The sequence below is a fragment of the Microcoleus sp. Pol8_D6 genome, from assembly GCF_036700965.1.
GTDB lineage: Bacteria > Cyanobacteriota > Cyanobacteriia > Cyanobacteriales > Microcoleaceae > Microcoleus.
Map to the genome: position 1 here is coordinate 1 of NZ_JAUBPW010000088.1, position 26,369 is coordinate 26,369.

23 protein-coding genes and 1 pseudogene are annotated in these 26,369 nt (G+C 45.0%); 8 read left to right on the forward strand and 16 right to left on the reverse strand.

Annotated features, from left to right (window positions below; translation table 11 throughout):
- Window positions 1–313: 313 nt before the first annotated feature.
- The 5 genes from QUA10_RS25700 to QUA10_RS25720 all read right to left on the reverse strand — a co-directional run bounded on the left by QUA10_RS25700 (window position 314) and on the right by QUA10_RS25720 (window position 4,471).
- The gene (locus tag QUA10_RS25700) at window positions 314–784 is read right to left on the reverse strand and encodes a GNAT family N-acetyltransferase (RefSeq protein ID WP_333085352.1); all 471 of its coding nucleotides are present in this window, start codon (window positions 782–784) and stop codon (window positions 314–316) included.
- Window positions 784–1,413 carry a restriction endonuclease subunit R gene (locus QUA10_RS25705; protein WP_333086414.1) on the reverse strand — a complete coding sequence of 210 codons (630 nt, stop codon included), beginning with the start codon at window positions 1,411–1,413 and terminating at the stop codon, window positions 784–786. The genes QUA10_RS25700 and QUA10_RS25705 overlap by 1 nt, the downstream gene beginning before the upstream one ends.
- A gap of 43 nt (window positions 1,414–1,456) precedes the next feature.
- Window positions 1,457–2,506: a DUF1611 domain-containing protein gene (locus QUA10_RS25710; RefSeq protein WP_333085350.1), complete on the reverse strand. Its 1,050-nt coding sequence runs from the start codon at window positions 2,504–2,506 to the stop codon at window positions 1,457–1,459.
- Between the two features lie 74 nt (window positions 2,507–2,580).
- Window positions 2,581–3,354 carry a Uma2 family endonuclease gene (locus QUA10_RS25715; protein WP_445243606.1) on the reverse strand — a complete coding sequence of 258 codons (774 nt, stop codon included), beginning with the start codon at window positions 3,352–3,354 and terminating at the stop codon, window positions 2,581–2,583.
- 37 nt (window positions 3,355–3,391) lie between these two features.
- Window positions 3,392–4,471 (reverse strand): dipeptide epimerase, encoded by a 1,080-nt coding sequence (locus QUA10_RS25720; RefSeq protein ID WP_333085349.1) that lies wholly within the window; start codon window positions 4,469–4,471, stop codon window positions 3,392–3,394.
- A gap of 121 nt (window positions 4,472–4,592) precedes the next feature.
- Between QUA10_RS25720 and QUA10_RS25725 the strand changes: the two genes are divergently transcribed.
- Both QUA10_RS25725 and QUA10_RS25730 read left to right on the forward strand, forming a co-directional pair.
- Window positions 4,593–5,306 carry a hypothetical protein gene (locus QUA10_RS25725; RefSeq protein WP_333085348.1) on the forward strand — a complete coding sequence of 238 codons (714 nt, stop codon included), beginning with the start codon at window positions 4,593–4,595 and terminating at the stop codon, window positions 5,304–5,306.
- A gap of 48 nt (window positions 5,307–5,354) precedes the next feature.
- Window positions 5,355–5,801, forward strand: coding sequence for an NADAR family protein (locus tag QUA10_RS25730; RefSeq protein ID WP_333085347.1), 447 nt, complete (start codon window positions 5,355–5,357; stop codon window positions 5,799–5,801).
- 453 nt (window positions 5,802–6,254) lie between these two features.
- Here the strand turns inward: QUA10_RS25730 and QUA10_RS25735 are convergent, their stop codons facing one another.
- Both QUA10_RS25735 and QUA10_RS25740 read right to left on the reverse strand, forming a co-directional pair.
- Window positions 6,255–6,959 carry a hypothetical protein gene (locus tag QUA10_RS25735; RefSeq protein ID WP_333085346.1) on the reverse strand — a complete coding sequence of 235 codons (705 nt, stop codon included), beginning with the start codon at window positions 6,957–6,959 and terminating at the stop codon, window positions 6,255–6,257.
- A gap of 190 nt (window positions 6,960–7,149) precedes the next feature.
- Entirely contained in the window at window positions 7,150–7,419 is a 270-nt protein-coding gene (locus tag QUA10_RS25740) for a hypothetical protein (RefSeq protein WP_333085345.1), read from the reverse strand.
- Window positions 7,420–7,794: 375 nt separating this feature from the next.
- Between QUA10_RS25740 and QUA10_RS25745 the strand changes: the two genes are divergently transcribed.
- Window positions 7,795–10,746, forward strand: coding sequence for a tetratricopeptide repeat protein (locus QUA10_RS25745; RefSeq protein ID WP_333085344.1), 2,952 nt, complete (start codon window positions 7,795–7,797; stop codon window positions 10,744–10,746).
- A 25-nt stretch (window positions 10,747–10,771) separates the two neighbouring features.
- Here QUA10_RS25745 and QUA10_RS25750 read toward each other — a convergent pair whose 3' ends face one another.
- On the reverse strand, window positions 10,772–11,287 hold the full coding sequence (locus QUA10_RS25750) for an IS630 family transposase (RefSeq protein WP_333086415.1): 516 nt from the start codon (window positions 11,285–11,287) through the stop codon (window positions 10,772–10,774).
- Between the two features lie 58 nt (window positions 11,288–11,345).
- A complete protein-coding gene (locus QUA10_RS25755; protein ID WP_333086416.1) occupies window positions 11,346–11,693 on the reverse strand; it encodes a helix-turn-helix domain-containing protein in 348 nt (115 codons plus the stop codon).
- Between the two features lie 382 nt (window positions 11,694–12,075).
- Between QUA10_RS25755 and QUA10_RS25760 the strand changes: the two genes are divergently transcribed.
- Both QUA10_RS25760 and QUA10_RS25765 read left to right on the forward strand, forming a co-directional pair.
- Window positions 12,076–12,792, forward strand: coding sequence for a Uma2 family endonuclease (locus QUA10_RS25760; protein ID WP_333085341.1), 717 nt, complete (start codon window positions 12,076–12,078; stop codon window positions 12,790–12,792).
- Window positions 12,793–12,927: 135 nt separating this feature from the next.
- Window positions 12,928–14,277 (forward strand): 16S rRNA (cytosine(967)-C(5))-methyltransferase, encoded by a 1,350-nt coding sequence (locus QUA10_RS25765; protein ID WP_333085340.1) that lies wholly within the window; start codon window positions 12,928–12,930, stop codon window positions 14,275–14,277.
- Window positions 14,278–14,300: 23 nt separating this feature from the next.
- Here QUA10_RS25765 and QUA10_RS25770 read toward each other — a convergent pair whose 3' ends face one another.
- The 7 genes and pseudogenes from QUA10_RS25770 to QUA10_RS25800 form a co-directional block, all read right to left on the reverse strand.
- A complete protein-coding gene (locus tag QUA10_RS25770; protein ID WP_333085339.1) occupies window positions 14,301–16,883 on the reverse strand; it encodes a penicillin-binding protein 1A in 2,583 nt (860 codons plus the stop codon).
- Between the two features lie 239 nt (window positions 16,884–17,122).
- Window positions 17,123–18,133 (reverse strand): chlorophyll synthase ChlG, encoded by a 1,011-nt coding sequence (gene chlG / locus QUA10_RS25775; protein WP_333085338.1) that lies wholly within the window; start codon window positions 18,131–18,133, stop codon window positions 17,123–17,125.
- Window positions 18,134–18,488: 355 nt separating this feature from the next.
- Window positions 18,489–18,659 (reverse strand): annotated as a pseudogene (locus QUA10_RS25780) (DUF29 family protein); the annotation flags it as partial.
- 38 nt (window positions 18,660–18,697) lie between these two features.
- The gene (locus QUA10_RS25785; protein WP_333085337.1) at window positions 18,698–19,402 is read right to left on the reverse strand and encodes a helix-hairpin-helix domain-containing protein; all 705 of its coding nucleotides are present in this window, start codon (window positions 19,400–19,402) and stop codon (window positions 18,698–18,700) included.
- Between the two features lie 145 nt (window positions 19,403–19,547).
- A complete protein-coding gene (locus QUA10_RS25790) occupies window positions 19,548–19,895 on the reverse strand; it encodes an NINE protein (protein ID WP_333085336.1) in 348 nt (115 codons plus the stop codon).
- A gap of 94 nt (window positions 19,896–19,989) precedes the next feature.
- Window positions 19,990–20,202, reverse strand: coding sequence for a hypothetical protein (locus QUA10_RS25795; protein ID WP_333085335.1), 213 nt, complete (start codon window positions 20,200–20,202; stop codon window positions 19,990–19,992).
- Window positions 20,203–20,554: 352 nt separating this feature from the next.
- Entirely contained in the window at window positions 20,555–22,147 is a 1,593-nt protein-coding gene (locus QUA10_RS25800; protein WP_333085334.1) for a CPBP family glutamic-type intramembrane protease, read from the reverse strand.
- A gap of 241 nt (window positions 22,148–22,388) precedes the next feature.
- Here QUA10_RS25800 and QUA10_RS25805 point away from each other — a divergent pair, with 241 nt between their 5' ends.
- The 3 genes from QUA10_RS25805 to QUA10_RS25815 all read left to right on the forward strand — a co-directional run bounded on the left by QUA10_RS25805 (window position 22,389) and on the right by QUA10_RS25815 (window position 26,195).
- Window positions 22,389–23,750 (forward strand): histidine phosphatase family protein, encoded by a 1,362-nt coding sequence (locus QUA10_RS25805; protein ID WP_333085333.1) that lies wholly within the window; start codon window positions 22,389–22,391, stop codon window positions 23,748–23,750.
- 225 nt (window positions 23,751–23,975) lie between these two features.
- Window positions 23,976–25,289 (forward strand): dihydroorotase, encoded by a 1,314-nt coding sequence (locus QUA10_RS25810; RefSeq protein WP_333085332.1) that lies wholly within the window; start codon window positions 23,976–23,978, stop codon window positions 25,287–25,289.
- 150 nt (window positions 25,290–25,439) lie between these two features.
- A complete protein-coding gene (locus QUA10_RS25815; RefSeq protein ID WP_333085331.1) occupies window positions 25,440–26,195 on the forward strand; it encodes a 4'-phosphopantetheinyl transferase superfamily protein in 756 nt (251 codons plus the stop codon).
- The last annotated feature ends 174 nt before the right edge of the window (window positions 26,196–26,369 follow it).

The following is a 26,369-nucleotide window of genomic DNA, read 5'->3' on the forward strand; positions in this document are numbered from 1 at the left end:
TTGCACTTTACCCTCGCTCTCGCGAGCGCATAACCCAGGCTACGTCAAGTGCCATCGATATATTCAGCAAGCCCTATGATAAAGCAAGTAAAGCAAGTAAACTTGGGCACTCACTCGCCCTCCCCATGTGATGTTGATTTGTACCTACCTCTTTAGACATAGAAAATAGGCGATCGAGATTGACGCAGATATCAGGAGGCGGTAGGAGTGTTTGATCTATGCAGGTCGATCGCACCCTGTTATCCAATTATTGAACCGGTCGAACTTAAAATCCATTCATAAATTCAGAATCTTAAACTCAGAAAAGTCATAATTATAGACAACCTTCTTGATAATGCATAATTGTTACAGGAATTTTGAATAAAGTTTTAGCTAATTGAGACAAACCGAACTTGAATTTAAGCGACTGCGGCAATTCTTGTAGGGAAACTTCTACGAAGCCAAAGCGGGTATAAAATGATGCGAGCCGTTTTCCCAAACATTCTAAATATAGCGGTTCTGTAGCTTGTTGAATTAAATATTTTGTGAGGTAGCTTCCCAAACCTCGATCGCGCCACTCTTTGGCCACCACCAAACTGCCCAATTCTTGCGCGCCCGCAAAGTTCCGCAACTGCCCGCAAGCTGCCAATTTTCCCTCACATTCGATTACCCAGAATTGCTCCCAGCGCAACTGAGTGGGATCGAGTCGGGCGCTCCACACTAACATTCTAATTGATTTGATGTCTTGAGCTGAGGCCGGGCGGAGGGCGCATTCAGACGGTAAGGAAAAAGAAGTTTCAGTCATTATTTATAGTTGGTAACTACAGCAGCAATTCGTTTAAAAATGCGGAATACCTCGTAAAAGTCCTGGGCGCGATCGATTACGAACTCATAAGATAAAGCGTACTGCGGAGTGTCTTGTTTAATCAATTTAAGGAATCTGAAGTTGCTGCCATTTGTCAGAAGCCCAAAAGTGGGTCTGTCTGGATTGGGGTTACTCAGCATATAAAAGAGTAGCTGGGGAAGTCCTGCCTCAAGGGAGTATTGAGCTCGCTTGGCTTCGATTGCCACAACCCAAAAAGATTCCATTAAAAGCAGAATATCAATGCTTCCTCTGACAAGTATATCTTCATCCACTGTAACCAGTTCCACCGATTTTTCTGACTCTCTGTGAAAGGGAGTCAGGTAAAAATCTGCTAAAAATAGCAAGGGAGCCAGTACCACCATTTTTACGGTATCTTCTATCATGGGGTACTCAGCACTGTTAGTATAGCCAGCTTTTATTTTGTCTAGATATCGCTTTTCTTCATCAGTAATTTCTGGTAAATCGTCAATCCACTCCCGGAAAAATTGCTCGTCTTCTGCAAGTTGCAAGTTAAATTTGGTTTTGATCTCACGCAGTGTCAGTGTTTTTGCTTGAAGTGATTGTGTCATAGTTTTCATTAGCTATTTGCTAGTTGTAATTTAGTGTAGCAGATTAACTGTCGATCGCCTCCCACAACACCTCCGCGCCCAACCTTACCGGATCGGTACAAGGCAATCCCGTTTCTGCTTGAACTTCAGCTATTGCTAACAGCGCATCGGCCTCATTTAAGTGATGAGTGTTGAGGGCGATCGCGCTCACTTTTCCTCCTGTAAAAGCACCTGCAGCAGCAGCCACCATTTCGTACAATTCAACCACTTTTGATAACTTAGGAATCGATACGTGCGGGTGATTGCGAATGCTAGTTTGTCCGGCTCTGTGGGCTAAAATTAAGTGAGTTGGCTGCGAACCCCGCAACAGCGGCAGAGTCGCCGTCGAACCCGGATGCAATAGCGAACCTTGCCCTTCTACGTGCAGAATATCGCATTCAGAAGCCAATTTAATCACCATTTGTTCGACAGCACCAGCCGCGAAATCAACTCGCACTGCATCCAAAGGAATGCCTTCATTTCCGATCATTAAACCCGTTTGTCCAGTTGCCAAAAATTTGGAACGCAAACCCCGCCGCAAGCAAATGCGATTGAGTTCCAGACTGGTTGACATTTTGCCAACGCTCATATCTGTGCCGACAGTTAATACGCGGCGACAACTTAATTTAGCGGCGGCGGCAGAGGCGATCGCACCGACAGATTTCGGTTCCTGACGCACGTCCCAAATCCATTGATTTTCCGTTAAAGAAACTGTTATCAAAGGTGCAAGTTTCGCGTGCAAACCGTTGACAACTGACAAACCTGCTGCTACCGCTTGATTAATTTCTGGCAGCCATTCCGCAGGCAAAACACCGCCGGAAGGAGCGATACCAATTAGCAGAATATCCGGCGCAAATTGCAGTGATTCTGCAACGGAAGCAACTATCGGTACTTGTTGAGGAAGGCGAGTTAATTCAGGTAAAGATTGTCCGGCACATTGGCGGTCTATTACTGCTACAATTTGTGCTTCGCTGTAGCGTAAAAATGCTAAACCTGTTTTGCCTGAAGACCCAATAATTCCCTCGTGCAGCAGGATTGCAACTTTACCATTTTTGATCGGATAATTTTTAGTCATTGATTCACTTTTGAGACGTGCGATTTTAGATTTTAGCTTCAATATAAAATATAAAATCTAAAATCGATTGGGTGTTAGCTGTGATTTTGGTTCAGGGTAAGATCATTCGGATCTTCTCCCAATTCTGGCAATCTGGCCTCTAGTCGCGAGGCTCGCTGGCGTTCCTGTTCCGCTTGCTGTTGAGCGGCTTCCGCTTGCTGTTGAGCAGCTTCCTCCGGCAACAAAATTAGATTGCCCGATTCGTCGAAGAAACGCACCCAAGTTGCTGTTTCTCGATCGACAATTCCTTCCCAAGTACCCAACCAAAAACCTAACGTTTTGCACCACAGCCAACCCCGCTCGTTGGGCACTAATGGCTGATAACGCAGGGTGGCATCTAAACGCCATCTTTGCAAATAATTCGGATCGAAAGGATCGAAAACAAAGTAATCAGGAGTTCTAAAAACCTGCTCGTAAATATCCTTTTTAATGGCTGTATCTACAGTAGCAGTGGCAGGTGACATCAATTCTACGATCGCATCTGGGTAACGTCCGTTTTCATTCCAAACTACCCAACCCTGTCGGGAAGTATTACCGTCAACACCCAACACAGCGAAAAAATCCGGGCCTCTGAAATCCCGATTGTGAACCTGTTCGACGCTGAAATAAATAAACATATTACCACCGACAAAAAAATCGTTCCCGTTAGCCAAACCTTTTTCTAAACAACGGATTAAAACGTTCATTGCTATCCGGTGGCGGTTGCTTTCCATTTCTGCCGCATCATCAAAAATTAAATTAGTTGGCGGCTTGTGTGCTTCATAAAAAAAGCTGTGCTTCTCTATCAATTTGCCCCGCAAGTGATTCAAGTGATATCATAGCATCTCCTGATTTCGAGCGATACTTCTATTCTACAATCTCAATTCGCCGCACTCCCAATCCCGATCGCTCGTTTGGCATCAAACACCCATTTTCGACGATCGCACCTGTGAAAGGATCGTCTAATAAATTTAAGTGACTGTCCAAATCCAAATAGTCAGCTAGCGGTGAAAGTTGTGCTGCTGCTGTATTTGCGATCGCACTATCTGAATAGCAGCCAAACATTACTTGCAAATGGCAGGCTTTTGCTGTGTGAATCATCCGCATTGCTTCAGTCAATCCCCCTGACTTCATCATTTTGATATTGATGCCGTGGACGCAGTGCGCTAACTTGGGTATATCGGAACTATTAAAGCAACTTTCATCAGCAAAAATTGGCAGGGGCGATTTACGGTACAGTTCTGATAGTTCATCCATATCCGCGACGGGTGAAAGGGGCTGTTCTACATAATTTATCTGGTATTTTTCCAGCCATTGACACATCTCGGCTGCATCTTTTAAACTCCAACCGCCGTTAGCATCAACACTAATTTTAAGGTTAGCTGGTGCTTCGTCAAGCACTGCTATTAACATAGCTTTGTCGGCTTCGATTCCTGCGGGATTTCCTAATTTGACCTTGACGGCGCGGTATTTGATGGTTGCTGGATCTGTGGCATCTTTACCAAACCAATCACGCACTCTTTCTCTTGCACCAGAGGGCGAATTAATGCCGATTGTGACGGAGGTGGGGACGATGCCCGATCGATCTAATCCCCACATTTTCCACAGCGGCAAGCCTGCTTTTTTGCCCAGCCAGTCGTGCATTGCCATGTCGATGCCGGCTCGGGCGGCTGAGGGTAAGTTGACCTCTGTTAATACTTGTTCGATTTTTTGGCGCTCAAACGGAGTAAACTTTTCTAGCAGCGGTGCAACTTCCTGCAAGGCAGCTAGCAGCATTTCGGTAGTTTGGGGCCGAGAACCTGTGGAAAAGGGCGATGCTTCTCCCCAACCTTCGATTCCTTCGTGTGCTAATTTTACCCATAAATTCGTACTTTGGGCTGTTGTACCGCGGCTGATGGTAAGGGCAAACCGCTTGCGGACAGTGAAAGTTTCAATTTGAACGTGCATTGTCAGTGATTGGTTATTTTTTGTAGATAAAAATCCGAGGTGGCGGATTGCGCCGCTATTGCCATTTTTAACTTTTTACTTTATAGTTTGATTTTCCTTATTCTAGTTTATCAAAAACTTGATGAAATTCCTTATTTCTGTTTCGCCGAAGAGAGTTGCCTTCTCTCTCAGCATTTGGGTGCTCTTCTTTGCTGTTGCTGGCTGCATCGTACAAGTTCTGCGCTACGGTTTCAACTATCAAGAACGCTGGATTAGTTTATTTAACTTAGACAGAGAAATAAATTATCCTTCGTGGTACTCGTCATTTACTTTGCTGTTTTGCGCGATTTTGCTAGGTATTATTGCTAGTGCTAAGAAGAAGCAGGGCGATCGGTATTTTGGACACTGGAAAGCGCTGGGGTTCATGTTTGTATTTTTTTCTTTAGATGAAATATTGAGTCTGCACGAAATATTAATTATTAACGACTTGCGAAAGGCCCTGCATTTAGGGGGAATTTTTTACTTCATTTGGGTAATCCCAGGGGCAATTTTTGTTGCGGTTACTGCGCTGGCTTATCTCAAGTTTCTCTGGCATCTACCCCGGAAAACAAGGGACTTTTTCTTACTAGCAGGCAGTATATATGTCGGTGGAGCACTTGGCATGGAAATGGTTGGTGGCTATTATGCAGATGCGGTAGGTCAACGAAACTTGATATACGGTTTGATGGTTTGTGTTGAGGAAATTTTGGAAATGGTAGGGGTGATCGTATTTATCTACACCCTGCTTTCTTACATCGGTTCCCATGTTGAAACTATTGATTTGCGGTTGAAGATAGTGGAGAATCAACAGAGGTAAAAATGACGATCGACCAAGATTATTAACGAAATTGAAATCGCAGACTTTATGGCTATCTACTTCTACACCACTGGCAGCGAATACGGCTGTTTTTCTAATTTTTCCAGTCATGGATTCGAGTTAGACGGAGAATATTGGGCAACTACTGAGCATTATTTTCAAGCACAAAAGTTTCCCAAAACGGCTCATTGCGACCAAATTCGCCAAGCAAAAACGCCGAAAGATGCAGCAAAAATGGGGCGCGATCGCTCTCGTCCCCTCCGCAAAGATTGGGAAAAAGTAAAAGATGATATCATGAGAAAAGCCGTAGTCCGCAAATTTGAAACTCATGCCGAAATTAGAGAAATTTTACTCGCTACTGGCGATGAGGAAATAGTCGAAAATTCCCCGGTTGATTACTATTGGGGTTGCGGTAAAGATGGCAGCGGCAAAAATATGTTGGGCCAGATTTTAATGGAAGTAAGGGAAATATTGCGAAAACGCAAGTCAGAGTAAAACATAACTTAAATTTCCCAAACTAAAGCAGGACTTATTTAACCCTAAGTCCTGCAATGCTCCTAAGCGAGCATTTCCTCAATTTTCTTAAACACTGAACTTAAAAATCGGTCTGAGGAACTGTCAAAACCTGTGCCAATCTCGTCGGGCTGTTCTAGTAGAGGGTTTAGCCTCTCCTCAGAGACTGCGAAGCAGGGGAAACGGTAAAAACCCTGCACCACTTTTTTTGTTTTAACAATTACTCTCAACCGGAATTAACTTTTATGGTCGCAAGTACAGCATGGTTAGCCCGTCGCCTCCCGGACACCGTTCCCCTAAGGTTGGCGATTCACAGGTAAAACAGCAAAACACCTGTTCTGGTTAAAGTTTGTTTTTTATTTATGCTGTATCTTTCTATTGTGTACGATTTGTGGAAAGTGTCAGCAGTGCTACAGAATTCTTTACATTTGTGATTTATTTGGATACAATCGCGCCACTCTGTCGCAGTTGCTGTTGAATTCTATTAAATTCTTTCTGTTCTGCGCTTAGCAAACTATTGTCGATCGGCGATCGCATATCCCACTGCAATTCGGACAATAACAACAAACAGCCCGCCATAATTATTCCTGTGGTTAGATATTGCCAAGGTGCAACAAAAGTTAATAGAGGGATGCTAAATAAATGAGTTAGTCCGATCAGGAGAAAAGTGCGCGATCGCAAACCTAATCCCGTCAACAAATAGCCGATCGCGCTCAACCCCAACCACAAATCGCAAAGGTGCAGCAACAAACTTCCCCAACCGGCAAAAATACTGCAATCAGTTAGAACCAAACCAGTTATCATCAGCATCGCCCAAGAGTAAAGAATCCAGCTAACTCGCTCGACTCTTACCCAAAACAAAGTCAAAACGGCCATTGCCGCAGTGCCAATTAGAGTCAAACTTGACCAGAGAATCGCCTGAAAGCTCCAACTGATAGGGAAAAACTGAGCCGTAAAAAAAATCCCCCCTGTCACCAAACCCCAAAGCAGAAAAGTTTGGTCGATGCGGGTATAAAATCCTGAGAAAAGAGTAATATTTCCAATTTGCCAGCGGAGTTGCAACAGGCCTTCGAGGTCTTGTACGTCGAGATGTTCCTGTTTGCAGCGGATTAGGGGTTCGGAGGCGTTGAAAAAGGTCATCCAGTGTTGGGGAAAGTATGAAGTTTTGTGTATTGTAACAAGTCTTAAGGAATATTTTTAAGATTTTTTCTTGTTCCCCAGCTCTGCCTGGGGACGCAGATTTGGAGGTTCTGCTTGCTGTTTTCCTCAGCAACCGAAGAGGCAGAAGGCTGCGTTAAGCTTTGGACTAACGCAGCCTTCAGATTTGAGTTCAAGCAAGTCTCCAATTGTTATCTTTCGGAGAATAAATGAAGGCAACATTCACAAGAATTGAGCCATCTTTTTTGCCTGTAGAGTAAATTTGCCACGTACCTGTGGGAACCTGCCGCAGATACGGTTTATTTTTCCTTAGCCGAGCGTAGATTGAGCTTTTTGAGCATTTGGTATATTCTGCGGCACGTTCAACATTGCAGCCCATTTCCACCAAAACGGCGATCGGCTGGGTGAACAGATTGAGCTGTTCGCTGTTATAATTAGTCATGAGAAATCCTCGGTCTATATAGACCATAAACAACATGAGAGTCCTACTGGTTGCACCCAGTGGCTCCCGAAAACTGATAAGCGATCGAAAGCGTCTCTAGTAACAGCTAGGGGCGCTTGTTTGCTTGTTAAGGGCAGTCTAACACTGCTTTGAAAAATATACAAGAAAACTACCGTATATTTTTTAAATATATGGTAAATTAGACGTATTAGTTTTCAAAGCTTTGTCTAACAAGCATTTTCTCCTTCCCGGCTCTGCCTGGGGAAGCTGATCAGGAGGCAGAGCCTCCTGTTTTCCTCTGCAACCGACGAGGCAGAGCCTCTAGATATAGGTTCCCAGGCACAGCCGGGGAACCAGTTAAACCCAATAGATATTATGAAAAATACATTTATATCTCAATTTACTCCTAGCTCGATGTCACCCGAAACCCTGGAAGCTATCTTAGTACAGCGTCACGCACTGGCAGAACATTTAGTAGAGCTAATTCGGGTGAGCGCGCTAACAGATAACAAGCATTTTCAACTACTAATAGGGTCGCGTGGCATGGGCAAAACGCACTTGGTTTCCCTGATTTATAATCGCGTTGTTAAGATGGAGGATTTGCAGGATAAATTGCTGATTGCGTGGCTGCAAGAAGAGGAATGGGGGATTGCGTCTTTTTTGGACTTATTGCGGGGAATATTCCGGGCAATAGCTAAAGAAGATGCGGCTGCATATGAAGCTGAGTTACATGATGATGTTGAAAAGCTTTATGATTTGTCGCCGGAGCAAGCTGAATTTAAGGCCGCAGAATTGCTGAGAGACTTTGTTGGCAAGCGGGTGCTGTTGTTGATTGTCGAAAATTTAGAGGACGTGTTTAGCGGCTTGGGGGATTTCGGGCAGAAGCAGTTGAGGGCGTATATTGAAAATTATTCATTTTTGACAATCTTGGCAACATCACAAAGCTTGTTTGATGGAGTCAAGCACTCTAATAATCCTTTTTATGATTTTTTTGATTTACATGAATTAGATGAGTTTAAGCTCGATGAGGCTGTAGCTTTATTAAATCATATTGCCCAGTTAGAAGGGAATAGTGAATTAGCATCTTTTATTCAAAGTCCAACAGGGCGAGATCGCATTAAAGTTGTGCATTACCTTTCTGGTGGCAGTCCTCGCATCTACATTGTTTTTTCCGCTTTTCTGATGACTCCTGAATCGCTCGATCAATTGGTAGAACCGTTCATGGAAATGCTGGATAGCCTCACCCCATACTATCAGGATCGGATGAAATATCTATCAAATCAGCAGCGAAAGATTGTTGACTTTTTGTGCGATCGAGGTGGTGCCACACCAGTAAAAGAAATTGCTAAACGCTGTTTCATCGAGCAGCGAACTGTATCTAGCCAACTTAAAGATTTGCGAGATAAGGGTTATGTAAAAACTGAAGAAATTGGACGGGAATCGTGGTATGAATTGCGGGAACCTTTGATGCGTTTTTGTCTGGAGGTAAAGAAGCAGCGAAATAAACCGATTCGATTAATTGTCGATTTTATCCGGGTTTGGTATACGCGGCAAGAGTTGCAGCAGCGATTGGGATTGAGGATGGCGGATGTTGATTTGGCGGAGAAAGACAGTCATTTTATTTATCGGCAAGGTTTGAAACCGATTCCACCTGATGCTGTGATGGAACGAGAATATTATACGCGGGCGCTGGAGGCTATTGAGAGAAATGAGGAAGACCCGCGTCTGAAGGCTTATTTTGATGAAATTGAAAATTGTATTGAACAGAAAGACTATGTTTCGGCTTTAGAATATGCGGAAAAATTGGTAGCAAGTCGCGGCGAGGCAAGGGATTGGGTAGAAAAGGGACGCTGTTTAAATAGCTTGAAACGCTACGGTGAAGCATTAGAATGTTTAGATAAAGCTATTGAAATTGACTCGAATTATGCCAGGGCTTGGGCGAATCGAGGCGATGTACTCGAAAGTCTTAAACGCTATGATAAAGCCTTAGTATCCTACGAGAGGGCGATCGAACTTGACGAGGATGATCCGTGGCATTGGGCTAAGCGAGGTTATCTACTCAACAACCTCAAACACTATGAAGAAGCCTTAGAATCCTTTGATCGGGCGATCAAACTTGACGAGGATGATCCGTGGGATTGGGCTAGCAGAGGCGATGTACTCGACAACCTCAAACGCTATGAAGAAGCTTTAGAATCTTACGATAGGGCGCTCGAACTAGATGCCAATTATCAGTGGGCTTGGCGTATGCGAGGTGATGTACTCAACAACCTCGAACGCTATGAAGAAGCCTTAGTATCTTACGATTGGGCGCTCGAACTTGACGAGAATGATCCGTGGGCTTGGGTTAACCGAGGGGATGTACTCAACAACCTCGAACGCTATGAAGAAGCCTTAGTATCTTACGATCGGGCGCTCGAACTTGATGCCAATAATCAGTCTGCTTGGTTTCTTCGAGGTCTTTTACTCGACACACTCAAACGTTATGAAGAAGCCTTAGAATCTTACGATCGGGCGCTCGAACTTGATGCCAATAATCAGTCTGCTTGGAGGTGGCGAAGCTATGTACTCAACAACCTCAAACGCTATGAAGAAGCCTTAGTATCTTACGATCGGGCGCTCGAACTTGACCCCAATGATAAGTGGGATTGGGTTCAGCGAGGTCATGTACTAGACGACCTCAAACGCTATGAAGAAGCCTTAGTATCTTACGATCGGGCGCTCGAACTTGACAGCAATTATGAGTGGGCTTGGTTTAGCCGAGGCTGGACGCTGGATAATCTCGGCCGCTATGAAGAAGCTTTAATATCTTGCGACAAAGTGATCGAACTGGGTTCTCAACATTCATCTGTCTTCTTCAACCGTGCCATTGCCATTCTCGGATTGAATCGCTGGGATGAAGGTATCGCCGCCTTAGACGACGCATTCCAACGCCTCGAACCAGGCGATGAAGCTGAGGCAGATGATGCCAAGTTAATTATCAACAACCTATTCGCGAGCACACACAATCTAGCGATATCTCAAACTCGCATCACCAGCCTGATAGCCGTTTATGAAAAACACAAATATCTCTCAATCTTAGGACAGGGAATTGTGCGAAACATCCCCGCGCTAATGTCAGAAATGGTCAGCGACAAAGCCGCACGCACTTGGTTAGAATTGTGGCAAGAACCAACCAGAAAATACGAAGACTTCAAAATTCCCATCCGCCTGCTGGATGCGGCAGTCCGCTATAAGGAAACAAAGGGCGACAGACGAGTTTTGCTAGAACTTGCCATAGAAGAACGCAATTTATTAGAACCATTGGTGTCAACCAAAAAAGAATAAGTAAAACAGGACTTATACCATTTTCCTAAATTCCTGCTACAGATAAACCATCTAATATGAATGGATATCCAGTCAAAGAAGCAATCACTTCGTTAGTCAGCTTTTTTAACTCTTTTTGCACTGTTTCTCTCAATTCTTCTATACCATCAAATCTCAACCATTTCAATTGTTCCTTGATATACCCCCATAGCCTTTCTATTGGATTCACTTCCGGACTATAAGCTGGTTGAAACAGTAAAATTACGTTTTCTGGTATACTTAGGTTCAATGAACTATGAAATCCTCCATTGTCTAGTTGAATTATATGCAAATCATCTGGATAAGCGGTGGCAAATAGCTCCAAAAACTTCTCAAAACATACTGTGTCTAGATACGTAAATTCATAAAAAAATCCCTCTCCTGTTTGAGGTTCTACTACTCCATACAACCACAGATATATAAAGTCCCATTGCACTGCTCCGTGAGGCTTAATGCCTTTTCCAGTTAATTTCCTTCTTTGAACATTGTGTGTAGCCCCATTCGACTTTCGTCTTGGCTCCAATATCGAATTTTATGCCATTGCTTTAAAAAGCTCTCACTTTGACTCAGGCTGGCTTTTACTAGGGATGGCAGTTTTTTTTAAATTCTTCTACTGCCCCTACTTTCTGTTTTTCACTCACGGGACGCGGCACTTTTAATTTCCCTTTGAGTCGATATCTGGCCCACTGATGTACTGTTCGATATGCCACTTTTATTTCACAGCAACTGGTCAACCATTGATGTACTTCTTTGTAGCTACTAAATCCTTCGGGTTCTTGTAATTCTTTTGATAATCTCTCTACTGTTTCAGGATTCATTATTCTTGGTCTTCCCGAACGAGGTTTCTGTAATAATAATTCTTCGATTCCCCCCGAACGATAACTAGACAACCATCTTTGTATTGGGGTACGATGTTTCCCTAACCGCACAGCGGCAGATCATACAGTTTCTACCGTTTGGGTTTTGAGCCAATACAGAACTTGCAGTTTTTCGTAGCAAGTCACATCTTTCTCTTTCTTCAGAAGAGTTTTTAGTTCTTCTTCTGTTTCTCGAATTTCAATTTTGACCCACGACTGACATTTTTCTTCCTTATATTTGGGTACTAATTCACAAAAAGGACACCTACTAACTGTAGCACTATTTTATGAAACTGGTATTACGCACTCCGACAAAGAAACCGGGTTTTTTACCTAATCTTCGAGTACGAACGAAGTATTTTCGTAAAAAAAACAGGTTTTTCGGCCCCGTGAGTAAGTCCTATAAAATAGGTATAAAATAGAAATTGATGCTGCTAGCAAAGGACTCATCCCCATGACCGCAACAATTCCAACTAAAACCTCAGCAGAAATCATCTACCCAGACAGCGACGGCAAACCTATGTCAGACAATACCAAACAGTTTGAACTAATTGTCACCATTCAAGGGGGAATAGATGCCTTATTCAAAGACAACGAAAATGTTTTTGTAGCAGGTGATTTGCTGTGGTATCCCGTCGAAGGAGATAACAAAACTCGCCAAGCACCTGATACGATGGTAGTGTTTGGCAGACCGAAAGGTTACAGAGGTTCCTACCAACAGTGGCTTGAAGATAATATCGCCCCGCAAGTTGTCTTTGAAATCCTCTCGCCTGGAAATCGAATCGGAGCACTGTTTAAGCTGTTTAATTTCTACCAGGATTATGGAGTCGAAGAATATTATGTCTACAGTCCAGAGGATAATGAATTAATTGGTTGGCTGCGTTCTGATGGAAAACTTAACTATATTGAATTAATGGATGGTTGGGTGAGTCCGCGTTTGCAGATCCGTTTTCAAACTGCATCGGGAGACTTGGAAATTTATCGGCCTGATGGACAGAAGTTTTTGTCTTATGTGGAGTTGTCAAGACAACAGGAATCAGCACAGCGACAAATGGAACTAACACAGCAACAAATGGAACAAGAACGGCAAGATAAAGAGTTAGCACAGCAAAAAGCCGATCGCCTATCCGAGAAATTGCGAGAAATGGGCATCAATCCAGAGGAAATTTGAAACTTTTAGAGACCACCGGCGGTTTAAACCGTTAGGTTTCTTCAACTAGCGAAGGCGGGTTTTGTCTGTGTAGACGCGGTTTCAACCACCGGGTATTTGAATCACCTATAATAACTTGACATATCAACAATTACCATGCAAAATCCCCGCCAAATAGCCTTTCTCGCACTCCGCGAAGTCCACCGCCGCGGTGCATTCGCAGATGCCGCACTCGATCGCGCTTTCAGCAATTCTCAACTCAACGACCTCGATCGGCGTTTAGTCACAGAATTAGTTTACGGTAGCGTCAGGAGAATGCGATCGATCGACTTCATCATCGACAAACTAGCAACAAAGAAATCCTCCCAACAACCGCCCGAACTCCGCACCATCCTACATTTAGGCTTATATCAACTCGAATATCTCAACCAGATTCCCCCCTCCGCCGCCGTCAACACCACCGTTCAACTAGCAAAAGAAAACGGATTTTCAGGACTCAGCAGTTTTGTCAACGGTTTGTTGCGCCAATACATCCGTTTAACAGATAACAACTTAAACCCATTAGCAGTTACTAATTATAAATCAACCGTTGAACGCCTAGGAATTTTGCACAGTTTCCCCGAATGGCTGGTGAAATTGTGGATCGAACAAATAGGCGAAACCGAAACCGAACAACTCTGTGAATGGTTCAACCAATCTCCCACAATTGACCTGAGAATCAATCCCTTAAAAAGCTCGATCGCCCAAATTGAAACCGCCTTCAAATCCCAAAACATCAGCGTTAGCAGAATCCCACATTTGCCACAAGCATTAAGACTAAATGGCAGCATCGGCGCAATTCAAAACCTCCCCGGATACAGCGAAGGTTGGTGGACAATCCAAGACAGCAGCGCTCAATTAGTCACCCATTTACTAGCCCCACAGCCAGGGGAAACCATCATCGACGCCTGCGCCGCACCGGGGGGAAAAACCACCCACAGCGCCGAATTAATGCAGGATACAGGCACTATTTATGCCTGCGATAAAACCGCCAGCAGACTCAAAAAACTTAAAGAAAATGCAGACAGACTCCAGATGAAATCGATTAAAATTCATACCGGAGACAGCCGCCATTTCCCAGAGTTTGTTAACCTCGCAGACAGAGTTTTACTAGACGCACCTTGTTCCGGCCTCGGAACCCTCCACCGCCGCGCCGACGCCCGCTGGCATCACACGCCCGAAAACATTCAACAACAATCTCAACTGCAATCGGAATTATTAGCAAATGCAGCGAAATTTGTCAAGTCCGGCGGCGTATTAGTTTATGCAACTTGCACAATTCATCCCTTGGAAAATGAAACAGTTATTCGATCGTTCTTAGACAGCAATCCTCACTGGCAAATCGAACCGCCAACAATTGATTTACCCGTACAGCCATCACCCGAAGGATGGGTGAAAGTGTGGCCGCACAGACATCACATGGACGGCTTTTTTATGGTAAGGCTAAAGCAATTGAAAAACGAGTAAAATCCTTACTCCAAACCGATAGTTTAATAAGCCGGCTCTTGATAAGCTGGCTCTTCATAAGCCGGCTCTTGATAAGCAGGTTCTTGATAAGCAGGTTCTTGATAAGCAGGCTCTTGCGGTGGGTAATACTTCGGTTCAGGATTAGGATTGTAAGGCACGATCGCACCATCCTCATTCACAATCATCCCCCGAATAATCCTCTTAGGCTCCACCGGTTTTGCCTTAATACTGCCCTTGCGGCCCTCCAACTTCGGCAACTTCGGAAACTTCTCTACCGGCATTCCCTTAACAGCTTGACTCATAAAATCGCGCCAATTGTAAGCCGCCGTACCGCTAGTTCCCCAGGTGGGATAATTGTCATCATTCCCTAGCCAAACCCCAGTCACAACCTGTGGAATGTAACCAATAAACCACAAATCCCTGACATTTTCCGAAGTACCAGTTTTGCCTGCTACAGCGCGATCGTTTAAAGCCGCAGGCCCCCCCGTACCGTCTTGCACAACACCCTCCAACATCCAAGTAGTAATCGCAGCACTATCCTTATCCAAAACCCGCTTCGGTTTAAAATCAGCCTGATAAATCACATCTCCCCGCTGATTAATCACCCGCTTAATTCCGTGGGCTTCAATAAAATTTCCTTGCGCGGCTAAAGTACCGTAAGCATTGGTTAACTCCAGCAAATTCACCTCCGAAGAACCCAAAGCCAGGGAATAAATCGGACTCAATTTCGACTTAATTCCCATATCGTGGGCTACTTTTATCGCCGGTTCAAAACCCACATCCATCAACACCTTCACAGCTACGACATTCACCGAACGCGTCAAAGCATCAGAGATCGATCGCCAACCGCTAAATTTTTTGCCATAATTATTCGGTTGATAGCCGTCGATAATAATTGGTTCGTCTTCGTAACCGTCATAGGGAGAAAAACCAGCCGCCATCGCCGCGGCATAAACCAACCCTTTAAACGTCGATCCGGGCTGCCGCAAAGCCTGCGTAGCGCGATTAAATTCACTTTCCTTAAAATTTCCACCTCCTACCAGGGCCTTAACTTCCCCAGTCTTAGTGTCCATAGAAACTAAAGCGGCCTGTTCAAAACCCTGACGGCGACCATCAACTTCGATCGCATCTTTAACCACCTTTTCCGCTATTTTCTGCCACTTCAAATCCACCGTCGTCTCGACAGTCAAACCCCCCGCTTCCAAAGCATCCTGAGAAACATAGCGTGGCAATTCCTTCCGAATGTAACTAGCAAAATAAGGTGCGACTACTTTAAATCGCTTCGGCGGACTTGGTTTAACCGCGATAGGTTCCGCCATAGCCTCCTTCGCCTCAGCCTCTGTAATTACCTTCGCTTCCTGCATTTGTTGCAGCACAATATTGCGGCGTTGCTTAGCAATATCAGGATTAACTAAAGGCGAATATTCGCTCGGTGCCGGCGGCAAACCCGCCAAAGTTGCCATCTCTGCCAAAGTTAATTTATCGACTGTTTTGCTAAAGAAAACCAAAGCTGCATCTGCCACTCCGTAGGCATCCGAACCCAAATAAACCAGATTTAAATATCTTTCTAAAACTTGGTCTTTACTCAACTCCCGCTCTATTTTCTGAGCTAAAAGAGCTTCCCGAACCTTCCGCCTAATACTTCTTTCCTGATTAAGAAAAACAACGCGAGCCAATTGTTGCGTAATTGTACTGCCGCCCTGCACTAAATCTCTCGCTATCAAATTAGAAACAATCGATCGCACAATACCTTGATAATCCACCCCACGATGTTGATAAAAACGGCGGTCTTCTATGGCAATAAAAGCTTGAACCAAGAGTTCGGGAATTTCTTTAAGTTTCAGTTTATCTCTAGTTGCAGGCCCCGACTGCAACAAAATCGTATTATCTGCCGCCTTAATTGTCAGCGTTCCGTCGCGGTTAAACGCTGACAAATCGTTAACATCCGGCAAACCTTTGTCTAATGTGTACAAAATCCATAAACCGTAGATTAAAGCGCCCCCGCCTATACTTGCCACACCTAAACTTATCCAAAATCTAGGGCGGCGGGGGATACGTTTTTTAGTATTTTCCTGCGGTGCGCTATTTTCCTGTAGTGCCGTATTTATCTGCAGTTGGGTGTTCGGCGATGCGCTATTTTCCGGCAATTCGCTACTATCCGATTTTTGGGGTGATTTAGTTCCCAGCAAACTTAATCCCGGCCGCAACAATTCTTTTCCCTTGGTTTGCAAGCTGGTAACTTGAGGTTCAATTTCCAACCAAGCAATTAAGCGCTTCAACCCTTGCCAATTGCGCCTGACTATTGGATATCGAGCGTATTCTGGCTCTAAATATTCTGACTCTAAATATTCTGACTCTAAATATTCTGACTCTAAATATTCTGACTCTTCTAGAGGCGCAGCATCTTCTGATACCACATACTCGGATCGCTCATCCCTTGTCCGTGGATAAAATTCCGCCTCTGATTCCGGCGAGTTGAGCTTATTGCCCTTCGCAGCCTTCGGCGGTTCTCGATCGGAATTACCGCTTATTGCGTTAGTGACTTTGCTCAATGTATCTTTGATATTTGAGAAAAATTCTGCCACGTTCAGACCTTCAAACCTCATCAAGTCCGATTAAAAATTAAAAATTAAAAAAGCTAGCCTTCTTCAATTCTTAATTTTTAATTCGACATTTTTTCTTGAATAACACGCTGCCTTGAATTAGCTTTTTTGAATTAAAAAGTTTTTAATTCAAAACTAAAAATTCAAAACTTTTCTTAACGCTGCAGAACTTGGTATTTTTTTGAGAGGTGAATTAGATTTTTTGAATTCAAAATTTTTTAACTCAAACCTCAAAACTCTGCTTAACTCGCATGACCCAGTGCCAAGGCTGCTACCAGCATACCCAAAACCAGGAAAGGCTGAGCACTTGCCTGATATTTAACATCATTTTCCAGGGGATTACGCAAAAAGTACATATCCTGAAAAGTAATTTGGGGAATTATCAGCAGCAGCAGAATGACAGCGTAAAGGTTTTGGTGGATGCTGATCAGGTAGCCTGCAATCCCAGCTTGAAAGATGTCGATCATCAAAACGCAAATCCAAGCTGCGGTGCTGATGCCAAACATCACTGGCAAAGATTTTAACCCTAATTGCCGATCGCCCTCAACACTTTTGAAATCATTAACGATCGCAATCCCCAGCCCTGCCAAACTGTAAAACAGGGTCAAAATCATAATCGTCGGATCTAGTGTACCAAACAAAGCTTGACCCGCCCACCAAGGCAGGGCAATGTAGCTAGCACCCAGGGCATAATTTCCCAACCAGCCATTCTGCTTCAGTTTCAGGGGGGGCGCAGAGTAGATATAAGCTAGAAACGCGCCGCCGAGAGTCAAAACAGTCATTATCGGGAATTCATGACCCGCCCACAAGTCTAGAGCATAAGCCACCCCAATGCCAGCCGCTAATAATACCAAAATTTGCGTTACTACTTGGGGAATCGAGATGATACCGGAGGGAATTGGACGGTAGGGCTCGTTAATGGCGTCGATTTCGCGATCGTAAAAATCGTTCAAAGTTTGAGTGTACCCGGTCAGCAACGGCCCTGACATCAACATACAAGCTGCTGCGATCAAGAAATTCTCTAGGTTCCAAACATAGTTTCCAGAAGACGCCGCCCCGCACACCACGCCCCAAATTAGGGGAATCCAGGTAATCGGTTTCATCAATTGCAAGCGAATCTTCCAGATAGAAGTTTCCCCGCTAGCGGCCCCTTTCATGCCCAACAGTTGCCTAGTTTTGGCACTGCGGTTTTCGGTAGCAGCACTTTCCGGTGCAGCTTCTTGGGAGATTTGGGATGGAGGAGAGTCAGACATAATTTGATGTTAGGGGTACTGCTACTATTGTGTCGTTTTGCATTTCAATAATAATTCAGATAGCTTACCACTGATATTTAAGGCAGATTCTTGAAAACTTACCCTGGCTTGGAGTTGATGCTAAGGAAAAGTAGGAGTTTCACAATATATTGAGATATCATTTTTTTGTGGAAATGTCAAGAGGATAAATATTGTTTTTTATAATTTCGCTGAGCCCGCCTTCTGGGGGAGATTTTTGCCAGCCGGTGCATTTAATGTCAATTACCAGGAGGCGATCGAGTTTTTTGCCATACTACCTTTGAATCATCTCATATGGCAGAAAGTCAATCGATTTTAGATTTTAGATTTTAGAGATGCTAACGCTTCTTTGATCGGGTTGAAATTGCCACTTAAGCAAGCCCAGGAGAATTAGTACCAGATTACTCTCTCAACTCCGGCGTTCACTTCGCCCCATGTCTTCTATTTCTGCAATCAGATTTTCCCAGTCGATGTTTGAAAAGTCGCGAACCCGCAACTTTTCCACAGATTTTCTTGCCATAAGCTATTCGTGCTAACAACTGCAAATTAACAAATATGGCGGTATGAATCAAAAGGCAGTCCCGTCCGCCGCTTGACTTCGACAACTGATTTGTAAGCGCCTTTTCTCTGCCTTTCTCTAACTATTTTTTCCGCAACATATCGATCTAAACCGCTGGCGATCAACTCTTCCGGCGAAAGAATATTTAACCGTTTCCAAGTAAACTGCAATTCTTTTTGATAATTGTAGCTGAAGCAAATCATCGGGGCGATTCGTCTGACGTGACTTTCGGGAACTCCGGCTATTTCTGATAACTCTTCGGCGTGGGTAAAAATGTAGCCTTCGTTTTGCAAAGATTCAATATCGTTGGCGTAGACGATCGGCAAACCCAAGATTCTGACCATATCGTCTTTGGTACACTCGTTAATATCTATTTTGCCGCGCACGTTTGCTAGTTCTTCGGCATTTGTCGCAGTTGCAGGAACCAGTAAGCCTCTAGGCGCGGTTTTGATCAGATAGCGCTTTTTCAAACTAAAAGCAGTAACAATTTGAGCGATCCAAACGATCGTACCCAAATTAGTTGAAGAAGATACCGCTAGTGCTGCTAAAGTAATTGCAACACCCCATCCCATCCAACTACGAATATTTGACTTTTGACCTGCATAAGCGATCGCCAATCCACCGAAGTAGGGAATAAAAGCATACCACACCCAGTTGGGAGTTTGACGCAGCCAGTATAAATCTTGAGACACTTTAATTTTATCCTTAAATAGTTGTGCTCTCACACTTTCTTATGTCAATCCCACTTTTTTAATAGTGAGCTTTATTCTTCCTTCTTCTTTCTTCCTGACATCTGTTACATCCGTTACATAATCCGTTGCCGAACTTCCTTCTTAATTACAATTCTCGCAACAGTTTTTGGCGTTTTTCTTCATATTCTTCGGCGGTAATTGCACCTATATCGTAAAGTTTTTTCAATTCGCCGATCGCCCCGGTTACATCTTTTGCCGCTCTGAGGGCATACCCCGACGGCAACGTGCCACCATTGTACTGAACCTGAAAAGCTTGTTCCGACATCAGCAGCAGGCCGATAAAATCGAAAAATGCGAGCAGTGACGGAATTAATGTCCAAGAAAATAGCAAGTATAATACCCCTGCTAAGTTATTGCCCAAATAAAATTTGTGAACTCCGAAACCTCCTACAAAGAAAGCTAACACAACTGCTACGGTTTTATCTTTTACCATTTTTACTTTCCCCAGTTTTTTATTTTAACTTCTGCGATCGACCTTTAACCCTCGACCTTTAACGATCAAGCTAAGTAATCTTACTAATTTTTACTCATTTATTTGGGTTTTTGCGAAACTTAGACATCGCAAAATACAGCAGAACTATACCGACTTGAGCTTGTAGAATGACCAAGTAGCCTCTCAAGAAATAATTTAGTTCGCTGCCTGAATTGAGAGAAAATATTAAAATGCCCAAGGCTGCGTAGGGTGCGAAACGCATCCAACTCGGCGTTCCCTCTAACTTGCGGCTGTTCAAATTGCTCATTGGGTTTAAGCCTCATCCTAAATTAAAATTTAGCTATAAATTAGCCGGATTGTCAACTTCCGTTTGGTGCGATCGCCCGCGCCAGTCTCTCAATCATCAGCCCACAAGATATTACTTCCATGTTAAACCAGGTTTTTCCGCTAAAGTAAGCGACCGGGGCGGGTATATCTGGATCTGTGGCTGATATTACAGATTAGGATGAACCCGCCCCTAATGAAATTCCGGTTATTTTACCGGACTAGATATCAGGGGCGCACCGATCACCCTAATGCTGTTTTTGGCAAGAGTCGATCGCCTGCAGGAAAACTGTCAAAAAAACCCGATTAATTCACAATTATTAACAACCCCCAAATTAACTCGCGCCGCCGCCCAAAAGAAACAGACTCAGGAGAGTACCGCTGTTCCAAAGACTGTGGAGAAGCATAGGAGCCAGGAGATTGCGAGATCGCGTGTACACAAACCCCAAAACCGCACCCAAAGTCGCCAAAGGCAGAATCTCAGAGACACTCAAGTGAGCCACAGCAAACAAGAAAGCAGAAGCAGCGATCGCCCCCCAAACAGGCAAATAGCGAGTCAGAGAAGGCAGCAGAAAGCCTCGAAACACGATTTCCTCAAAAACCGGAGCCGCGATCGCAGCAGTGCCGAAAAACACCACCAAAGCCACGTTGTCCCTACCTTCAAGAACGATCGGCAAAATCGGATTACTGCCACCTTGTCCCTGCCACAATTGCTGATTAATCAGCGACACCAAAACTACCAAAGGCAAAGCAACAAAATAGCCGCCAAAACCCCACAAAAACCAATTTCCCCCCAAATTAATCCGAAACCAACCTTCCGGCAAAGGCAAAAAAGACTTGACCGAAAAATACAGTACCGAAAGCCCCCCAGCCGACAGCAACAAATAAGTAGCAAAGATATAAAAAGCCTTTTCGCGGGGGTCAAAAGTAGCTGGATTGAGTTTTAAAACAGCCAGAGAAACAGGCAGCAACAAATAGGGAATCAAGATTTGCCCGACAAAGAAAAAGCCGACCACAAGTACCTGCCAAACAATCTCACCATCCCAAGGCACATCCCAAGTCAAACTCGCATTTCGCGCCAACACCGGGCCGAAATCTGCTTTCTCTAACTGCTTCCGCTGCAACAGCCACTGCACGGTCAAACCAACCAGCAAAACCGTACCAATACAAAGTGCGATCGCCGGAACGCCCACTATAATTGCCAACTTTTCTACAGCTTGCTGGGCCGTTGCTTGCTCTGCTACTTGCAGCGCCGCCAGCTCTTTAGAACGTTCTTGCAGCTTGTAAAGTTGAGCGAGAGCGCGATAGCGAAACCAGCCATCCAAAGACTTTTGAATGCGCGGCTCGGCATCCGGCAGTAGTTGAGCCGGATTGCTCCAAATTCCAGTTAAAACTTGAGCAGTTACCACCGAAGAATCGTCATCACTTTTAGTTTTGTAGCGCTCAACTAAATTTGTCCAAGTTTGGATAGCCACCTCAGTTTTGCCACTGCTTACCTGCAAAATTCCCAATCGCAAGTCAAGTTCGTTTAGCAGCACTGACTGTTGCTTGATAGACTCGGACGACGGCTTATTTTGAGCCAAATTCAGAGTATTATCCTCAGACTTAGAGGCGATGGCAGACTGAATTTCTTTAACTTGTGCTTGAGTTGTTTCGAGAGTTTTGCGAGTCGAGTCTCGCGCTTCTTGATATTGCGTCAAAGCCGTATTTAAAGGATCTGCACCGACAATATTGTTGCGCGCCGAACTTAAATTAGCACTCTGATTATTTTCTCCTTGCCACTCCGAGGCGTGCAGCAGCAAATTTGTCTGGTAGAGTTCCAGCCGACTTTGAATTTGCGGCTGATTCCAACTAGCAAGTAAAGATAAACCGACCAGGGCGATCGCGATCGCCGTTAAAATACCTAAAATAACCCGCTTCAGTGTCATTACTGCTTTTCCGTCCCGCGCGAATCCGTGGCTAAATCTTTTCCGTCTTTAATCATAGGTCGTTGCAGACGAGAGTATCCCGACAACTGGTAAAATTTCACTGGCTCATCTTTTTGACTCGCCTCAACAAGACTTACGCCACAAATCCTTGACTCGCCATGTATGGTTAAGGCGTGCACCGCGCACCCGAAGCGGGGTAACACGCTAAATCTAAAATCTAAAATCTAAAATCTAAAATCGAATGACTCGCATTATCTTAGTCCGTCACGGCAAAAGCACCTACAATCAAGAACGTCGCATCCAAGGCCGCCTCGATAAATCAATTTTGACAGAAGCAGGCCGCAGCGCCGCCCTGCAAGTAGGCGACACACTCAGCAGTATCGCCTTTGATGCCGCCTATACCAGTCCCCTGCAACGAGCCAAAGAAACAGCGGAAATCATCCTGTCGCGCTTGACAAATCCGCCACAACTCCAGCCAACTGATAATTTGATGGAAATCGATTTGCCTCTGTGGGAAGGAATGTTGCGCCAAGATGCGATCGACAAATTCCCCGAAGCATATCAGCAGTGGCAAAGACAGCCAGACAAATTTTCCATGAAACTGCCATCTGTGGATGGCGAAATCGAACACTTTCCCGTATTGGCAATTTTTGCTAACGCCCGTCATTTTTGGCAAGAACTTTTATCGCGTCACCAGGACGGCACAATTCTAGTAGTAGGTCACAACGGAATCAACCGCGCTCTCATCGCCACCGCGTCGGAAATTACCCCGGATTACTATCAATCAATCCAACAGTCAAATTGCGGAATTAGCGTCATTAATTTTGGAACTTCCCCTGTTCCCAACGACGCACTTGGAGAGCCAAAAAAGAAAGTTCCAGTTCAATTAGAGTCGGTGAATTTAACTTCCCATACCGGGGAAATTTTTCCCAAACCGAGGGACGGACACCAAGGCCCGCGCTTGTTACTGGTGCGTCACGGCGAAACCGACTGGAATAAAGCAGGTAAATTTCAAGGGCAAATTGACGTGCCTCTCAACGATAACGGCCGCGAACAGTCCCGGCGGGCAGCAGAATTTCTCAAGGATGTAAAATTAGATTTTGCGATTAGCAGTTCGATGCTGCGCCCGAAAGAAACTGCGGAAATTATTCTCAAATATCACGGCGGTTTGCAACTGGAACTGCGCGATGACTTGAGAGAAATCAGCCACGGACTTTGGGAAGGAAAATTTGAATCAGAAATCGAACAATCCTATCCGGGTTTGCTAGCAGAATGGAAAACATCTCCTGAAACAGTGCAAATGCCGGAAGGAGAGAATTTGCAGCAAGTTTGGCAGAGAGCGATCGCAGCTTGGCGCGAAATTGTACAATCTGTTTCTGGTACTGGGATTGTAGTTGCTCACGATGCCATTAACAAAGCAATTCTCTGCCACCTATTCGGTTTGGAACCAGAACATTTCTGGAAATTCAAACAAGGAAACGGAGCCGTTAGCGTGATTGATTATCCCCACGGCCCCGATGGTTTGCCGGTATTACAAGCGATGAATGTCACAACTCATTTGAGCGGCGGCGTTTTTGACAAAACAGCAGCCGGAGCACTCTAATTAGTAAAGTGCTGAGCGCGAACCCGTAGCGGAAGGAAGGCCCACCGCTACGGGTTCGCGCCTGAAAAATGTTTGAATTTGGATAACAACCGCGCCCGACGCTTAGGAAGTTCTTAATTCCTGAAACTAATGCCGTGGATTGCTTCTTCCATCTTCCTGAGATCCATTACATCCGTTACATCCGTTACATAATCCGTTGCCGAACTTCCTTCTTCCTTCTGTTATATGAGCCGCGAACTGCTACAAAATGTACGAGTGCTAGATCCAGTTTCAGGGAGCGATCGCATCGCTGATATTCTAATTACCGAAGGCCAGATCGAAGCCATTGCAGAAAAAATTGCTGAGTTTCCCGCTGACACCCAAGTGCGGGATTGCCAGGGACTGATTTTGGGGCCGGGGCTAACTGATATCTACAGTCACAGCGGAGAACCGGGTTTTGAGGATCGAGAAACCCTGGAATCTTTGATGCAGGCTGCGGCGGCTGGGGGTTTTACGCGAGTGGCGATTTTGCCGGATACCTCGCCACCTGTTGACAATTTGGCCGGTTTAGCTTTGTTGCAGCAACATATCCGCAATTTGCCGCCCGGGCTGCCCAGCTTGTATTTTTGGGGAGCGCTGACAGCGGGCGTTAAAGGGCAGCAGATGGCAGAGTTGGGCGAGCTAGCTTCCTGTGCAGTGGTGGGTTTTGCAGACGGTTTGCCGCTGTCTAATCCGGCTCTGGTGAGGCGTTTGCTGGAGTATATCAAGCCTTTGGGTAAGTCTGTGGCTTTGTGGCCGTGCGATCGAACTTTGGCAGGAAAGGGCGCGGTGAGAGAGGGTGCGCTGTCGGTACGCTTGGGTTTACCAGGAATTCCGGCGAGTGCGGAAACTTCGGCTTTGGCGGTAATTCTGGAGTTGGTGGCATCTGCGGACACTCCGGTGCACATTATGCGCGTTTCTACAGCCCGCAGCGTGGAATTGATTCGAGATGCGAAGGCGCGGGGTTTGCCGGTGACTGCGAGTGTGACTTGGATGCACTTGCTGTTGAATGTCGGGGCAGTTTCAGGAAACTCTAAAGATTCCGGCCGGAAAAATGCTCTGACTGCTTCGTTGCCCTATGATCCGAATTTACGCATAGAACCGCCGTTAGGGAATCTCAGCGACCAATTAGCGCTGATTCAAGCTGTGAAAGATGGCGTAATTGATGCGATCGCGATCGACCACAACCCGCATACTTATGAGGAGAAAACTGTGGCTTTTGCTGATAGTCCGCCCGGGGCGATCGGCTTGGAATTAGCTTTGCCTTTACTGTGGCACGGACTGGTAAAAACGGGCGAATTTTCGGCTTTAGAACTGTGGCGAGTTTTGAGCGCAGGCCCTGCCGTTTGTCTCGGACAAACTCCCCCCATCGTTGCACCGGGAGTCTCTGCTGAGTTGATTTTGTTCGACCCAGAAATGAGTTGGACTGTTGATGGGCAAAGTCTGAAGTCGCGATCGGCAAATACGCCTTGGTTGGGACAAAAAATAGCAGGAAAAGTTGTGCAAACTTGGATTTATTGACGGTTGGAATTGGGACTTATTTAACGAACCGCGAAGGGCGCATTAGGCGAAGCCGCGCGTAAGCGCTAGGGCGCGAAGGAAGAGAAAGAAGGGAAAGAAGAAGAGCGGTAATTTGGTAAGTGGAAGCTTTTGATAAGGCAGGGTAAATACATGATTGCTGTCGTTCCTTCGTGGAATTCTCCACCGCTAGACTTGACATTGGATCTCGGCGAAATTCATGTTTGGCGCGTCTCTCTGGCTCAAACAGAATCTTGCTTGGAGAGTTTACAGCAGACTCTCTCAGCAGACGAGCGGACAAAAGCCGAGAGTTTTCACTTTCCCAAAGGTCGATCGCAATTTATTGTCAGTCGTGGGACACTCAGAGAGATTCTGAGTCGCTATCTTAACATAAATCCTCACATTTTGCGCTTTGACTACAATCCCTACGGCAAACCCTCTCTCATCGCCGCCCAAGGTGGAAATACCCTGCGATTCAATTTGTCTCACTCAGGAAACATTGCTCTAATTGCGATTACCACAAATCGAGATATTGGTGTCGATCTTGAAGGTATAAATACCAACTTTTCTTGCCTTGAAATTGCGGAAAAGTTTTTTTCACCATTAGAATACTCTGTGTTACTTTCGCTTCCAGAACATCTCCAACCCAGAGCTTTTTTCACCTGCTGGACTCGCAAAGAAGCTTATATCAAAGCAGTCGGTAAAGGACTTTCTATTCCCCTGAATCAGTTTGATGTCACCCTCGCACCAGGAGAACCTGCCGCGCTGTTAAATGTTGAAGACAACCCCGAAGAAGCATCGAGATGGTCTTTAATTGAATTAATTCCCAGTTCAGATATGGTGGCGGCTGTTGCGGTTGCAGGAGATTGCTGGAAACTTCATTGTTGGGAGTGGACTGGGGAGTTTTGATTTATATCAATTCCGGTTGCACCGGAATTATTGTTGACTGTTGACTGTTGACCGGGCGGATCGAAAACTGAATGGTTGAGTGTTAACTGTTGACTCTATTTTATACCACTTCTCCAAAAATATGCTACAATAGCACTTCTAGCAAAAGGACGATTGTATGAAAGTAAATTACCA

Excerpts from the sequence above, each read along its gene's own strand:
- QUA10_RS25735 (WP_333085346.1), bottom strand. The coding sequence starts at position 6,959 with ATGACCTTTTTCAACGCCTCCGAACCCCTAATCCGCTGCAAACAGGAA.
- QUA10_RS25700 (WP_333085352.1), bottom strand. The coding sequence starts at position 784 with ATGACTGAAACTTCTTTTTCCTTACCGTCTGAATGCGCCCTCCGCCCG.
- QUA10_RS25805 (WP_333085333.1), top strand. The coding sequence starts at position 22,389 with ATGACTCGCATTATCTTAGTCCGTCACGGCAAAAGCACCTACAATCAA.
- QUA10_RS25810 (WP_333085332.1), top strand. The coding sequence starts at position 23,976 with ATGAGCCGCGAACTGCTACAAAATGTACGAGTGCTAGATCCAGTTTCA.
- QUA10_RS25800 (WP_333085334.1), bottom strand. The coding sequence starts at position 22,147 with ATGACACTGAAGCGGGTTATTTTAGGTATTTTAACGGCGATCGCGATC.
- QUA10_RS25710 (WP_333085350.1), bottom strand. The coding sequence starts at position 2,506 with ATGACTAAAAATTATCCGATCAAAAATGGTAAAGTTGCAATCCTGCTG.
- chlG (WP_333085338.1), bottom strand. The coding sequence starts at position 18,133 with ATGTCTGACTCTCCTCCATCCCAAATCTCCCAAGAAGCTGCACCGGAA.
- QUA10_RS25795 (WP_333085335.1), bottom strand. The coding sequence starts at position 20,202 with ATGAGCAATTTGAACAGCCGCAAGTTAGAGGGAACGCCGAGTTGGATG.
- QUA10_RS25730 (WP_333085347.1), top strand. The coding sequence starts at position 5,355 with ATGGCTATCTACTTCTACACCACTGGCAGCGAATACGGCTGTTTTTCT.
- QUA10_RS25745 (WP_333085344.1), top strand. The coding sequence starts at position 7,795 with ATGAAAAATACATTTATATCTCAATTTACTCCTAGCTCGATGTCACCC.
- QUA10_RS25720 (WP_333085349.1), bottom strand. The coding sequence starts at position 4,471 with ATGCACGTTCAAATTGAAACTTTCACTGTCCGCAAGCGGTTTGCCCTT.
- QUA10_RS25760 (WP_333085341.1), top strand. The coding sequence starts at position 12,076 with ATGACCGCAACAATTCCAACTAAAACCTCAGCAGAAATCATCTACCCA.
- QUA10_RS25740 (WP_333085345.1), bottom strand. The coding sequence starts at position 7,419 with ATGACTAATTATAACAGCGAACAGCTCAATCTGTTCACCCAGCCGATC.
- QUA10_RS25790 (WP_333085336.1), bottom strand. The coding sequence starts at position 19,895 with ATGGTAAAAGATAAAACCGTAGCAGTTGTGTTAGCTTTCTTTGTAGGA.
- QUA10_RS25725 (WP_333085348.1), top strand. The coding sequence starts at position 4,593 with ATGAAATTCCTTATTTCTGTTTCGCCGAAGAGAGTTGCCTTCTCTCTC.
- QUA10_RS25705 (WP_333086414.1), bottom strand. The coding sequence starts at position 1,413 with ATGACACAATCACTTCAAGCAAAAACACTGACACTGCGTGAGATCAAA.
- QUA10_RS25770 (WP_333085339.1), bottom strand. The coding sequence starts at position 16,883 with ATGAGGTTTGAAGGTCTGAACGTGGCAGAATTTTTCTCAAATATCAAA.
- QUA10_RS25765 (WP_333085340.1), top strand. The coding sequence starts at position 12,928 with ATGCAAAATCCCCGCCAAATAGCCTTTCTCGCACTCCGCGAAGTCCAC.
- QUA10_RS25815 (WP_333085331.1), top strand. The coding sequence starts at position 25,440 with ATGATTGCTGTCGTTCCTTCGTGGAATTCTCCACCGCTAGACTTGACA.